This window comes from Faecalispora anaeroviscerum (assembly GCF_947568225.1).
In the GTDB taxonomy this organism is placed as follows: Bacteria; Bacillota; Clostridia; order Oscillospirales; family Acutalibacteraceae; genus Faecalispora; species Faecalispora anaeroviscerum.
Map to the genome: position 1 here is coordinate 174,977 of NZ_CANOOQ010000001.1, position 13,472 is coordinate 188,448.

Annotated in this window: 9 protein-coding genes; 5 read left to right on the plus strand and 4 right to left on the minus strand. The window is 54.9% G+C overall.

Annotation, left to right across the window (positions count from 1 at the left end):
- Positions 1-117: 117 nt before the first annotated feature.
- On the minus strand, positions 118-1,128 hold the full coding sequence (locus QOS46_RS00910) for a putative ABC transporter permease (RefSeq protein WP_283606572.1): 1,011 nt from the start codon (positions 1,126-1,128) through the stop codon (positions 118-120).
- A gap of 74 nt (positions 1,129-1,202) precedes the next feature.
- Entirely contained in the window at positions 1,203-2,771 is a 1,569-nt protein-coding gene (locus QOS46_RS00915; RefSeq protein ID WP_283606573.1) for an oligosaccharide flippase family protein, read from the minus strand.
- Between the two features lie 243 nt (positions 2,772-3,014).
- Between QOS46_RS00915 and prmA the strand changes: the two genes are divergently transcribed.
- On the plus strand, positions 3,015-3,935 hold the full coding sequence (gene prmA, locus QOS46_RS00920; RefSeq protein WP_283606574.1) for a 50S ribosomal protein L11 methyltransferase: 921 nt from the start codon (positions 3,015-3,017) through the stop codon (positions 3,933-3,935).
- 279 nt (positions 3,936-4,214) lie between these two features.
- Here the strand turns inward: prmA and QOS46_RS00925 are convergent, their stop codons facing one another.
- Together QOS46_RS00925 and QOS46_RS00930 are read right to left on the minus strand one after the other, a co-directional pair.
- Positions 4,215-6,422, minus strand: coding sequence for a sensor histidine kinase (locus tag QOS46_RS00925; RefSeq protein ID WP_283606575.1), 2,208 nt, complete (start codon positions 6,420-6,422; stop codon positions 4,215-4,217).
- Positions 6,388-7,095, minus strand: a complete 708-nt coding sequence (locus QOS46_RS00930; RefSeq protein WP_283606576.1) for a response regulator transcription factor — start codon at positions 7,093-7,095, stop codon at positions 6,388-6,390. Before QOS46_RS00930 ends, QOS46_RS00925 begins: the two co-directional genes overlap by 35 nt.
- Before the next feature lie 538 nt (positions 7,096-7,633).
- Between QOS46_RS00930 and QOS46_RS00935 the strand changes: the two genes are divergently transcribed.
- From QOS46_RS00935 to mutS, 4 genes are all read left to right on the plus strand, one after another.
- A complete protein-coding gene (locus QOS46_RS00935) occupies positions 7,634-8,575 on the plus strand; it encodes a glycosyltransferase family 2 protein (protein ID WP_283606577.1) in 942 nt (313 codons plus the stop codon).
- Positions 8,576-8,756: 181 nt separating this feature from the next.
- Positions 8,757-10,172: a tRNA (N6-isopentenyl adenosine(37)-C2)-methylthiotransferase MiaB gene (gene miaB / locus QOS46_RS00940; RefSeq protein ID WP_283606578.1), complete on the plus strand. Its 1,416-nt coding sequence runs from the start codon at positions 8,757-8,759 to the stop codon at positions 10,170-10,172.
- Positions 10,173-10,305: 133 nt separating this feature from the next.
- A complete protein-coding gene (locus QOS46_RS00945) occupies positions 10,306-10,716 on the plus strand; it encodes a YlbF family regulator (RefSeq protein ID WP_283606579.1) in 411 nt (136 codons plus the stop codon).
- 111 nt (positions 10,717-10,827) lie between these two features.
- Positions 10,828-13,443 carry a DNA mismatch repair protein MutS gene (gene mutS / locus QOS46_RS00950; RefSeq protein WP_283606580.1) on the plus strand — a complete coding sequence of 872 codons (2,616 nt, stop codon included), beginning with the start codon at positions 10,828-10,830 and terminating at the stop codon, positions 13,441-13,443.
- The last annotated feature ends 29 nt before the right edge of the window (positions 13,444-13,472 follow it).

Here is a 13,472-nt window from a genome sequence, read left to right on the forward strand (position 1 = left end):
TTGGAATAAATCAGAGAAATGAACTTTCACAGCGGACAGCCCCTTTCATATATTAAACTAAACATATATAATTAATATGTTATTGCGCTTTTAGTATACTGTCCGAGGAAACAAATGTCAATGCTTTTCTGAAAAATTTTGTATTTCTTCTTTTTCATTGTTGGGTTCGTTGTTGGAGCCGCGCATTTTTTTGCCGGCGGCTGCGGCGACCTGGCGAAAACGCTGCAGCGATTCCGGGCTTTGAATCGAACGCATATGGGGAAAAGCCTCCATAATTCTGCGGTGCATGGGGTGAGTTTGCGATTCCAGGTATTCCTGCTTGTCCCGCAGAATGCGCAGGCGAACCCGATTTTCGTCGTTGACAAAATCCAGGATTGAATTGCGCAGGCGCTCTATGCTTTCCGCGCGGGCATCGTCCGTTTTCTCGCGCAGCTCTTCCAGAGTCTGGCGCAAACTGAGCAGTGTTTCGGATTTAAATTCATCTGCCTTGTCGCGCAGCCCGTCCAGCGAATGCTCCAGCCCGGCCAGGTTGGTTTCGGCCGCGGTAGTGGTGCGCTCGCGGATCTCATCCAGTATCGTTTGCAGCTGGGCCAGTCTTCCGTTCATGCGCAGAATGCCGATGGTAGTGGCGGTGCCGTCTAAGAGAAAGTAAACGAACAGCCCGCCGGCCAGTGGGAAGGAGACAATGCGCGGAATCGCGCCCAAAAGCAAACTGACCAGCGGGTGCAGCACCTCAAGTACAAAGGTAGACATCACCCCGAACAGCAGCGAATTGGTCAGGCAGACCCGGCCGTGAATCTGGTATTTGTGGTTCGAGTAATCCCACCATGAGGTGTGGAACAACCGCTCCAGAAGGACGCTGGTGGCATACTCCAACAGCGAGGTCAGCAGCATTGCGGCGAAAAACAGGATAATGAGTTCCCATGGGAACTCGAAAACCCCCAGAAGAGGAGAAAGCGCGGCCAGAATCAGCAGCGCGCCAAAACCGTATATGGGACAGAATGGGCCGTTTAAAAAGCCCCGGTTAATCCAGCGTTTTTGTGGGATGGAGCAATAAATACTCTCGCACAGCCAGCCGATCATGCTATATGCGGAAAAAAGAAGTGTCAGGGTGACAAAGGTCTGCATAGAAAGCCCTCTTCCTACTAATATTGAGAAACAAAAGTTTCTGCCTTTCAGTTTAGGGAGTTGTGCAGAATTTGTCAATCGGCATTTGCGGCGGCCGGGGCTGCGACCGAGTGCCGGCCGGTCAGCGACTGTACCCAGCGAATGTCTTCACGACCAAGGCTGCCGCACAAAAACAGGAATGCGGCATACAGCGGTGGGGTCACGCAGACCTGCAGGATGACGCATTGGTACGGCACAAGTAAAGACAGGGGAGAAACCCGCAGCAGCAGAGTGACGAGTAAAACGGAAAGCGCTGTGCATAAGAGGGGCTTTAACACCCAGTCGATCATCTGAATCGGCACCTGCGCCACCTTAATTAGGCGGTGAATGCTCAGGCTTGCGTTAAAGATGGTGCTGAAAAACACCACGGCTACATAGCCCTTTAGCCCCCAAACGGGAATCAGCGAGTAAATCAGCACCACGCGCAGTGTGGAATCGGAGAGGTTGTATTTCAGGGAGCTCATTTGCTGGTCGAGCCCCTTGAGGATGCTGTCCACAATCCCGTCCAAATACATCAAAGGCACCAGCGGCGCGAGAATGCGCAGCAGGATGCCCGTCTGCTCGTTTTTGTAGAAGGTCAGCCCGATGTCCCGGGAAAAGCCGAGGAAAATCCCCATGATCAAAAAGGAGAACAGTAGGGTCATTTGCATGGCGCGGCCTGTGGCGCGGGCGATGGTGCGGCTTTTCCCCGAGGCGTTCGCCTCCGCCATTTCCGGCACTAAAAGCGCCGCCAGTGCGGAGAGCAGTGCCGCTGGAAAAAACAGTACCGGCATCACCATTCCCTGAATCACGCCGTATTGCGCCATGGCGCTGAGCGCGTCCGAGCCGTTTTTCCGCAGTCCGGTGGGAATGAGCAGATTTTCCACAGCGCTTAAAATATTCCGCGCAGTATAGCCCGTCATTGAGGGCAGGGCAATGCGCAGAATCCCCCACAGAGCCCCCTTGCCGCGCGAGTGGTGGCGGCGCAGGCGGCGTACATCCCACAGGTAAAGAATGCAGTTGTAAAGGCAGGAGGCCATTTCTCCCGCGGTGGAGCCCAGCATCAGAATCAGGCACGCACCCTCCAGCGTCTGCGGGGCCAGCATGGCAAACAGCGCCACCGTAATGCCGATGGTCGCGAGCTGCTCCAGTATTTCTGCCGTGGCGGGGCGCAGGGCCTTGCGCATCGCGATAAAGTAACCGCGCAGGCTGGCCGAAATCGCCATAAAGGGCAGCCCGGGCGCGAGCATCTGCAGCGGGCGGGCGGCAGCCGGCTCGTTCAGCAGTACCTCCGCAATCGGCTGTGCGAGAAAAATCAGCGCCGCCATGGCGGCAAGGCTCAGTGTAAGGGAGCAGGCGATTCCCTTTCGCACCGCGCCCTTGGCGTAGCCCGGGTCGTCCTTGGCCATGGCCTCGGCCACCAGCCGCGTGACAGCCAGACTGATGCCCGAGGTGGAAATCGTGATCGCCAGGATGAAGACAGAAAAAATCAGCTGGTAAAGCCCCAGCCCGGCCGCCCCGATACGGTCTGAAATAAAGACCCGGAAGCCGATGTTCAGCATCCGCATGAAAAGCGAACCAGCGGTCAGAATCAGTGTGTTGATCAGAAAAACACGTTTATTCATAAGGCAAAGCACCATTCCTGTTCCATATCATTCCATGGGCGTATGGTCAAATGTATTCGTTCGCCGGGGAAAAATATGTATAGCCAATTTACTTTCAAGTGGAGGCACAGATACAAACAAAAGATTCATCCCCCACCAAAGGTGGGGGATGAATCGAATTGCTTTTTTAAAGTGGTATTACTATACAATTTCTGCGCAATCGTGTACAATAAGGTGCAGAACAGAAAGGGGAGCCGAAACAAGATGGAATGGACAGAAGTGACAATTACCGTGCCGGCCGAGTCGGTGGATTTGGCGGGAGACATCGCTCAGATGGTGGTGCCCTACGGTATTTATATTGAAGATTACTCGAATCTGGAGCAGGAGGCTTGGGAGATTGCCCACATCGATCTGATCGATGAGGACCTGCTGAAAAAGGACCGCACCAAAGCGCTGGTGCATGTGTATATCGACCCGAAGGAGAACCCGTCGGAGGCGATTGCGTTTTTGAGCGAGCGCTATCGCGCAGAGGGGATTCCCTTTACCATTAATACCGGAGCCTGCCTGGAGGAGGACTGGATCAATAACTGGAAACAGTATTTTAAGCCGATGCCGGTTGGAAAAAAACTTTTGATTCGCCCTACGTGGGAGGATGAATACGACGCGGGCGACCGCGCCGTGCTTCATTTGGAGCCGGGCGTGGCGTTCGGTACCGGTACACACGAAACGACCCGCCTGTGCATGGAGCTGCTCGAGGACTATGTAACGCCCGGCTGTGAGATGCTCGACGTGGGCTGTGGAAGCGGAATTCTTTCCATCGCCGCGCTGCTGCTTGGCGCCGGTACTGCCATTGGAGTGGATATAGACGAAGCGGGCGTTCGCACCGCGGTGGAGAACGCGCGCATTAACGGCATGGCCGACCGCTTTACCGGGATTCACGGCGACCTGACGGACAAGGTGCATGGCACGTTCGATGTGGTTGCCGCGAACATCGTGGCAGATATTATTATCCTGCTGACCGGCGAAATTCGTCAGTTCTTAAAGCCGGGTGCGGTGTATCTCATCAGCGGAATTATTGATACACGCGAGCAGGATGTTCTTTCGGTGGTGGAGAAGAAGTTTGAAATCCTCCAGCGCCGCGAGGAAAAAGGCTGGGTGGCCATGGCGCTGCGGAGCAAAGAATAGAGATCATAATACACATTGTAAAGCGGGCGTGTTTACCAAGTGGAAAATGCGCCCGATTTATTACATAAAGTATATTTTATTCTGGTACGCAGATCTCCGTTAGGGTAGAAATCGGGGCCGAAATTTGTTTTGGCGGTGGCGTAAATCACGCCAATGTCCATAGGATTCAACTCTCTGCCGGGGTGACTGATTTGGATCGTGTTTTGGAAATTAAAACAGGCGGCGCCTTGTTTGGCGCCGCCCGTAGTATATATCGTAGGCTAGTCATTTTACTTAATGTTAAATGAAATTTTCTGGCTCGGAAGGATTCTGCTTTTCTTTTTCCTGCAAATTTTCAAACGGTTTCTCCGTTTGCACGGCCTGTTCCGAAGCAAAATCCGGCACGGCACTCCGCAAAAACTCCTCCGAATCGTTTTGATCCGCGTCTTGGGGCGAAACCGCTGGCTCCCCCGGCTGCGGCGCGGGAATTACCGGGAACGAAACGGTGGCGCAGAACAAGTCGGCGTCTGTGGTGACGGAGAAGCTGCCGCCGCAGGCTTCGGTAAAGCTTTTGGCGATGGAAAGTCCCAGGCCGGAGCCGTCGGTGCTGCGGGATTCATCACCCCGCACAAAGCGCTCGGTGACGTCCGGCAGGTTGTCGAGGGCAAAGCGGGAGGTGTTTTTTACCTGCGTAAAGGCGGTACCCTCCTGCACGGTAAGCTGGATAAACACGCGCGAGCCCTCCAGCGAATATTGCAGCGCGTTGCGGAACAGATTCTGGAAGACGCGGTACATCCGGTTTCCGTCGGTCAAAATATAAACCGGCTCCTGCGGCAAATCCAGCCGCAGTGCAAGCCCAGAGGTTGTTATGGTTTCTTCCATATCAGCCAAGGTCTGCTGAATCAGCTTCTGTAAAATCAGCGGTTCAGGGTGCAGCTCAATGTTGCCGGTACTTGCCTTTGAAACCTCAAAAATATCCTGCACCATTTTTTTTAGGCGATCTGCCTTACCGGCCAGAATCTCAATATAATCCTGCACATATTCGGGCAAATCTTTTTCCTGCCGCAGCAGACCAATGTAGTTGATGATCGAGGTCAGCGGCGTTTTGATGTCGTGCGAAACGTTTGTGATCAGTTCCACCTTCATGCGTTCCGCCCGTACCTGATCCTCCACCGCGTGGCTGATACCGGACTGAATGCTGTTGAGGTCCTCAGCGGCCGGGGCGAAGGCTGATTCCGCGTGGAGTGCAAGCGGGGGAGTTTCGGCGCCGGATTTTATTTCCGAAATCCGGTCTGTCAGCCTTGCAAAATCCATCAGCATTCTGATGAAATACCGGGCGTACAGCAGCAGAACCGCCGCGGCAGCCGCCGCGGTAATCCACGCCGCGAGTGAGGAAGGAACCGCCCGGAAAATCCAGAACAAAATCCCCTCGGTTACGGCAAACAGACCGAAACCACTCGTCATGCGCTGCTGGAACCGCTTTTTCATCTGGTGAGATAAGTACCAGTTCTTCGTACTGCGGTAGCTGTTATGCAAATAAACATGGGGGTTATAGCGGAGGTCATTCAGGAGGAACAACAGCGTCCAAAATAATAGCAGCAAGGGGAAGAGTGTTTCCTTGATGCTACCCTTCTCCAGAAACGGCTGTGCGCAGAACCATGCGGCCCAGCCCAGGAACACCAGTTTAATTTCAAACCAGATTTCTCCGCTGATCTGCGCAAGCTGTTGGTCAACCTCCGCCTTTCTGCCGCGGGAAAACAGGTAGAATAAGAACATCAGGAGAGCGAGCACCAGAGCCGCCGCACCGCCGAACCAGAGCACCTGCAAAGAAAACAGCTCGTCAGTCGCGTCTGACAGTACGGCGGAATCTCGATCGGTGTGCAGATTCGGTGAGATGACCATCACCAGGGAAAGATCGGAGAGCTTGGGGTAGCTTTCCCAAAAATCCCCGTCTTTGTCGGCCAGCTGCGAAAAATAGGTGCGGTAGCCGTCCGAATCAATCATCGCGTCAGTGTCGTACACGCGCACCCCGTCGCGTTCAATCACGAGGCTGTCACCGTCGAACAGCAGCATGTAATTGTAGCCCTCCGGAGCGCCCGACAGGTAGCTTTGCAGCAGGCGGGCGTTGCGGGCGCTTTCCGGGTCGGTGGAGCCGGTGTTGCTCAGTGTATCGCGCGAGTCTTCCTGCGCAAACATCAGGATGTTCGCGGTTTCCCACTTTAAATTAGGGTAGGTTTTCGAAAAGCTTCCTCTGAGTTCGTCGTCCGCCAAGTCCATCAAGGCGGCGTAAGCGATCTGGCTGACATCCTCGCGGAACGCGGCAGTTTCCTGCGGGTTGTTGTCCAGTGCGGTCTGTAAAGACTGCTTGGCCTGCGCTACCGCGTTTCCGCCGGAAAAGAATGTTTGCAGCGCGGCCGAGGCCACCGTGAACAGAATGCTCACACTCAGAACAAAGCACAGCCAGCTGAGCAGGTTACCGTTTTTCCGGTTTGTCGATTTTGTATCCAATCCCCCACACCACCTTTAAATACTCGGGTTCCTTCGGGTTAATTTCAATTTTCTCGCGGATGCGCCGAATATGTACCATCACGGTGTTTTCGGCGGAGAAGGCCGGTTCGTTCCAAACGCGCCGGTAAATTTCCTCCGCGGGGAAAATCCGGCCGGTGTTTTTCATGAGCAGCTCTACGATTTTCGTTTCTGTTGCGGTCAGCCGTACCGGCTCGCCGTCGGCTGTGAGTGTATGGTTGTCCGTATCAAACGTCAGGCGGCCGATGGTGATCAGATTTTGCGCTGTGGCGTGAATATCCCCCAGAGTGGTGTAGCGCCGCAGCTGCGACTTAACCCGGGCCACCAGCTCTTGCGGGTTAAAGGGCTTTGCAATATAATCGTCGGCTCCCATGGAAAGGCCGAGAATCTTGTCGCTGTCCTCCGATTTGGCGGAAAGCACAATAATCGGCAGATTGCGGGTTTCGCGGATTTTCAGGATGGCCGCCAGCCCGTTCTGCCGCGGCATCATCACGTCGATCAGAATCAGGTGGATGTTACGGCTCATCGCCAGGTCGACAGCCTGTACGCCGTCATACGCGCAAAGCACGTCATAGCCTTCCTTTTCCAGATAAATCGAAATGGCCCGAACGATTTCCTTGTCGTCGTCCACGACCAGAATACACTGTTTTTCCATCTCCGATTTTCCTCCAAACTTACGAATAAAACATGGACCAAACAAGCTTCATTCTCCCGGATTGTAACATGTGATCAGTCTGTTGTTTCAGAAACCTGACTCGGTTTTGAAGGGACACAGGTTCCTTTTTTTATCATAATATAAAAACCTGACAAAATTAAGGCAGTTTTCTTACAGCTCTCTTACGATTGCCCTTAGGCTCTTCCCATAACGGAAAGGATATGCTTTTATGGAGTTATAGAGTAGACGCCGCCTCAATGCGAGTTAAGAGATAAGCCAACGGCATTGCGTAATTAAAATGATTATAGCACAACAAAGCTCGCCTTGTCACCCGGCGCTTACTGGGAAATCAAGGCGGGAAAGTAAACAGAAAAAAGGCACAAAAGATTTTATGCAGGCGCGAAGCTTCTGTTACTTTTACATCTTTATTCCCGGCGAAAATATGGTATACTGAACATCGGAAATACGCGGCCGGAACAAAGGCGTTCCGCCGTACAAATATTCTCTTAAGATGCTTGGACAGGAGTGTATGTTGGAGATGCAGACACCCGAGATTTCCCTGATCCTGCCTGTGCGGGATATTGAAATAGAATTGCCCGGAATCCTGCGCTCCGTAAAGGAGCAGGTTGGTACTGCTGCGGAGTGGATCATTGTCGATATGGGCTCTGAGGATCAGACCGTGCTGCGCGCGGTGCAGTACATTAAGGAAGAAAAGCTGCATGGCTTTGTGATTCAGAACGGGAAGGGAAGCGTCTCTGCCGCGCTGAACACCGGAATGCAGAAGGCGGCGGGGGAGTATCTTTCCTTCGTATTTGCTAGGCGGCTGTATGGCGGCTATCTTTCCACCTACCTGGAAGCGGCGCGGGCAGCTCAGGCGGATTTCGTGTTTGGTGGTCTGGATGCGAATTCGGAGCAGCCGAAGGGAAAGACGGCGGGGGGCGACGGCCCCTGGTATGTGCAGCAGATGGTGCAGGGCCGTCTGCGCGTCGATATTGCCGCGCTGCTGCTGCGCAAAAGCTTTTTGCAGACACAAAAGCTGTATTTTCAGGAGGACTGCAGCCATGGGTACAGCGAGGAGTTCATTTACTGCTGCTTGCTTTCCGGCGCGAAGGTTGCGAGAGCGCCTATAGTGTTGGAGCGCCGCCGCGAGCTGGAGCTTTTTCGGGCGAAGGCCGCCCCGGCGGGCCGCGAGATTTTTCAGGCGATTGAGGCCATGCTGCGGGTTCAGGCTGTGATTGAAAATCGCTGCCCGGACAATCAGGAGCTGTGTGAAAGCTTTGAGGAGCGAAAGCTGCCTGAAACGGTGATGAACTGTGTTGATGTGCTTTTACGCGGGGGGCTCGGTTACAATACCGTGCGCGGGTATCTGCGGGTTGAGGGGTACGACCGCCTGCTGACACTGGGGAAACGAAGCGGTCGCGCCCTGCGGAGCCGAATCCGTCTGTGGCAGCTGATTCCGTGGGTTTACCGCCCGCAGTGATGACAAATAAAAAATAGAGTGGGCCGACCGGGCCGGCGTGGGGTGATTACCCCACGCTGTACCGGGCGGCCTTGTCGATTTTTTCGCTCCTTAGGGCACTGTTTCTCTAAGGGTTACACTTGCCGCAAGAGCTAAAACATGATATAATTTGCTGATACCGTAGCATAGGAGGTCGCTCTTTTTGACAGAGAAGCTGGAACAAGCCACGCGGGAATTGACCCGCGAGGAATATATTGAAGAAGTGGCGCAGATCATGTCCATCCGCGCCCGGGGCGCAGGGCCGGTGGCGTGTGTGCGCACCTACGGCTGCCAGCAGAATGTGGCGGACGGAGAAAAGATCAAAGGGCAATTAGAGCAGATGGGCTTCTCTTTCACCGAGGATGAGGATGAGGCGGACCTGATTCTGTTTAACACCTGTGCCATCCGTGAGCACGCGGAGGACCGTGTGTTCGGCAACGTGGGAGCGCTCAAGAACGTCAAGCGCCGCAACCCTTCCTTGATCGTGGCCGTGTGCGGCTGCATGATGGAGCAGGAGCATGTGGCTGAGCGCATGAAAAAAAGCTTTCCTTTTGTGAATCTGGTGTTCGGAACCCATGTGATTCACAAGCTCCCGGAGCTGATGTTCCGCACGCTGACTGACGGCCGGCGCGTGTTTGAGCGCGGCGACGACAGCGAGGACAAAACAATTGTGGAGGGCCTGCCCATCCGGCGCGACGGCGCGTTTAAGGCATGGGTGACCGTGATGTACGGCTGCAACAATTTCTGTTCCTACTGCATTGTTCCCTATGTGCGCGGGCGGGAACGCAGCAGAAAGCCGGAGGCAATCCTCGAAGAGGTGCAATCCTTAGTAAGTGCAGGCTACCGCGATATTACTCTTTTGGGGCAGAATGTCAACTCCTATGGCAAAGAGCTGACTCCCGCCGTCAGCTTTGCGGAGCTTCTGCGGCAGCTCGACGCGATCGACGGGGATTTTCAGCTGCGCTTTATGACCTCGCACCCGAAGGATGCAACCCACGAGCTGATGGATACCATTGCCCAAAGCCGGCACATCTCGCATCACCTGCATCTGCCGTTCCAGTCCGGCAGCAACCAAATTTTAAAGGCGATGAACCGCAGCTATACGAGGGAGAAATACCTCGACCTGGTCGCCTATGCCAAGAAGAAAATACCGGATTTGTCGCTGACGTCCGACATTATTGTGGGCTTCCCGGGCGAAACGTACAAGGAGTTTTCCGAAACGGTCAGCTTGATCAAAGAAGTGGAGTTTACCTCTTTGTTTACGTTCATTTATTCGCCTCGTGTCGGCACCCGGGCGGCTGAATTGCCGGACCCGGTTCCGGCTGAGGAAAAGTCGCGCTGGTTTCGTGAGCTGCTCGCGGTGCAGGAAGAGGTCGCGTCAAAGCGCTGCGCGGAGATGGTCGGTACGGTGCAGCGGGTGCTGGCCGAAGAAAGAAACGCAAAAACCGGCCTTTTGGCTGGGCGCTCCGGCGGCAACATTATTGTGGAATTCGCCGGCGGCGACGAACTAATCGGTCAATTCTGTCAGGTTCGGGTTACGACGGCCCGAATCTGGGTTTTAAACGGAGAATTAGTGTAACGATTCAGCGATAGCGCTTTTTGCGGGCATGCTAATCACAGCGCGCCCGGGAAAAGCGGTTTCGATTTGGATACAGTCGCTCTTCCGGCGGCGCATAGATAAATTAAAAAAGATAAAGTAGGAGGCAGAAACCATGGATGTTATTGAGATGGCCCGCCAGCTCGGCAAAGAGATTCAAAAAGACGAAAGATACCTCGATTTTCAGAAGGCACGAAAAGAGAGCGAAGAGAACAAGGAACTGCAGGAATTGATTGCGGATTTTAACCTCAAGAGAATTGAGATCAGCCAGGAGGGCGGCAAGGCCGAGCGCGACGAGGATAAAATGCAGCAGCTCAATGAAGATCTGCGCGATTCCTACGACAAGGTGATGAACCACCCGGCGATGACGGACTTTAACCTTGCAAAGGAAGATATGGACACGATGCTTCAGCGCATCAGCGCGATTATCAACGCCTCCGCCGATGGCGAAGACCCCGATCTGGCGGATTACCAGGCCGGCGGCTGCGGTTCGGGCGGATGCTCCAGCTGCTCTGGCTGCCACTGATGATTGGATAGATGTAAAAGCAGCAATTCTTCCTCCGTCTTTGGCGGGGGAAGAATTTAGCGGCTTTATAAGCGAAAGACAGAACGAAGCAAACAGACGGGGGATGGAGAAATGGCGGACCTTTCGCCCATGATGAAGCAATATTTTGAGATCAAGGAACAGAATCCGGATACTCTGCTGTTTTTCCGGCTGGGCGATTTTTATGAGATGTTTTTTGATGATGCGAAGCTGGCTTCCCGTGAGCTGGAGCTGACCCTGACCGGGCGCGACTGCGGGCAGGAGGAGCGTGCGCCCATGTGCGGCGTGCCGTTCCACAGCGCTGAGGGCTACATCGCGCGTTTGGTGGCGAAGGGCTACAAGGTGGCAATCTGCGAGCAGATGGAGGACCCGGCCTTGGCCAAGGGGCTTGTAAAGCGCGCGGTAATCCGTGTGATTACGCCCGGCACGGTGATGGAGAGCAGTATGCTCGACGAATCGAAAAATAACTTTATCTGCTCGGTGTTCGCGGGGGAAAGTGCCGCGGGCGTCTGCTTTGCCGATATTTCCACCGGTGAGCTGCGGGCCACGGAGCTGACTGCGGATTCTCTGCAGGAGCTGGAATCTCAGGTCAAAAACGAACTGGCGCGCTTTTCTCCCCGTGAGATTTTAATCAATCCCCAGACCCTGCAAATGACGGGCCTGGGTAAATTTATCAAAGAAAAGCTCAGCGCGGCGCTTGAGTGCCTGCCGCAGGAAGAGACAAAGGGAGCGGAGCAACTGCTCAAAGCGCAGTTTTCACCCGAGCGGCTCGATTCTGCCGGCGTTTCCGCGTATTCCTTAACGGAGCAGGCAATCGGTTGCCTACTGCTGTACCTTCGAAAAACCCAGCGCACCGGCCTGGAACGCATGGATACGATTGAAATGTATTCCGGCTCGCAATTTATGGGGCTGGATTTGTCGGCCCGGCGCAATCTGGAGCTGCTCGAAACCATGCGCGGCAAAAATAAGCGCGGTTCTCTGCTCTGGGTGCTGGACAAAACCAAAACCGCGATGGGCAAACGGCTCATCCGGGTGTGGATTGAACGCCCGCTCCTGAACCCCGCGCAGATTCTGCGCCGCCAGAACGCGGTGGAGGAGCTGACGTTGGACGGCATGTTCCGCGATGCTGTCGCCGAACAGCTGACCGGCATTCACGATCTGGAGCGCCTGATGACCCGCATCGTGTACGGCTCGGCCAACGCGCGCGAGCTGCGCTCCCTGTGCGCGGCGCTTTCGCGCCTACCGGCTCTCAGGCAGCTGCTCGAGGGTGTTTCCTCGAATCTGCTCCAAGAGCTTCGTGACAAAATTGATCCGCTCGATGACGTAGCGGTTTTGGTCGACAGTGCCATCGTCGATGAACCGCCATTTTCAATCCGCGAGGGCGGCATGATTCGCCCCGGCTACCACAAGGAGCTTGACGAGCTGCGAACCGATATGGGCAGCGGCAAAGAGATCATTGCCCAGCTCGAAACGCGGGAGCGAGAGAAAACGGGAATCCCAAAACTAAAAGTAGGCTACAACCGGGTATTCGGTTATTATATTGAAATTTCGAACTCTTACCGGGAAAAGGTGCCCGATGAGTACATAAGAAAGCAGACCCTCACCAACTGCGAGCGATTTATCACCCCCGATCTGAAACAGCTCGAGGGACGTATCCTGGGCGCACATGAAAAATCTGTGCAGCTCGAAACCCAGCTGTTCGAGAAGGTGTTGGCCCAAGCGGCGGCCCAGCTCGAGCGGGTGCAGGTAACGGCCGCAGCCGTGGCGCAGCTCGACGTTCTCACTTCGTTCGCCGCGGTATCGGTAGCAAACGGCTACCAGCGCCCCGAGGTAAACCTCAGCGGAAAAATCATCCTGAAAGAGAGCCGCCACCCCGTGGTGGAGCAGCTGCTCGACGGCGCACCTTTTGTGCCGAATGATGTGGAGCTTGATCAGGACGAAAATCGCGTGGCGATCATCACTGGCCCAAACATGGCCGGTAAATCTACCTATATGCGCCAGATTGCCTTGATCATTCTCATGGCGCAGATTGGCTGCTTTGTGCCGGCGCAGTCGGCGCAAATCGGTGTGGTGGATGCGATCTTCACGCGCGTCGGCGCGTCGGATGACATGGCCTCCGGGCAGTCCACCTTTATGGTGGAGATGACCGAGGTTGCGGATATTTTGAAGAACGCCACGAGCCGCAGCCTTTTGATTCTGGATGAGATCGGGCGCGGCACCTCCACCTTCGACGGCATGAGCATTGCCCGCGCGGTGCTTGAGCATGTGGCGGACAAGCGTTCCCTCGGCGCGAAGGCGCTGTTTGCTACCCATTACCACGAATTGACTGTGCTGGAGGAGCTTGTTTCCGGTGTGAAGAACTATAATATCGCGGTGAAAAAGCGCGGTGACGACATTACCTTTCTGCGGCGTATTGTGCGCGGCGGGGCCGACGACAGCTTCGGCATTGAGGTTGCAAAGCTCGCGGGCGTGCCGAACCCGGTGGTGAACCGGGCCAAGCAGGTGCTGCGCGAGTTGGAAAGCGGCAGGCCGGTCACACCGAAGGGCGCCGGAAAGCGCCCGCGTGAAGAAGAACCGGCTCAGCTTTCTCTCGTTCCGCCAAAGGAATCCGAGGTACTTGAACGCCTGCGGCAGATGGACGTGAACACGCTCACGCCGATCGAATGTATGAATACGCTGTTTGAGCTGAGCAAGCTCGCGCAGGATTAGAGAGGCTGTTAGGAAAGCAGGGAGGCAAG

What these genes read in the sequence shown, in the direction of transcription:
- QOS46_RS00910 (WP_283606572.1), bottom strand. Translation starts at nt 1,128, where the DNA reads ATGCAGACCTTTGTCACCCTGACACTTCTTTTTTCCGCATATAGCATG.
- QOS46_RS00915 (WP_283606573.1), bottom strand. Translation starts at nt 2,771, where the DNA reads ATGAATAAACGTGTTTTTCTGATCAACACACTGATTCTGACCGCTGGT.
- prmA (WP_283606574.1), top strand. Translation starts at nt 3,015, where the DNA reads ATGGAATGGACAGAAGTGACAATTACCGTGCCGGCCGAGTCGGTGGAT.
- QOS46_RS00930 (WP_283606576.1), bottom strand. Translation starts at nt 7,095, where the DNA reads ATGGAAAAACAGTGTATTCTGGTCGTGGACGACGACAAGGAAATCGTT.
- QOS46_RS00935 (WP_283606577.1), top strand. Translation starts at nt 7,634, where the DNA reads ATGCAGACACCCGAGATTTCCCTGATCCTGCCTGTGCGGGATATTGAA.
- QOS46_RS00945 (WP_283606579.1), top strand. Translation starts at nt 10,306, where the DNA reads ATGGATGTTATTGAGATGGCCCGCCAGCTCGGCAAAGAGATTCAAAAA.
- mutS (WP_283606580.1), top strand. Translation starts at nt 10,828, where the DNA reads ATGGCGGACCTTTCGCCCATGATGAAGCAATATTTTGAGATCAAGGAA.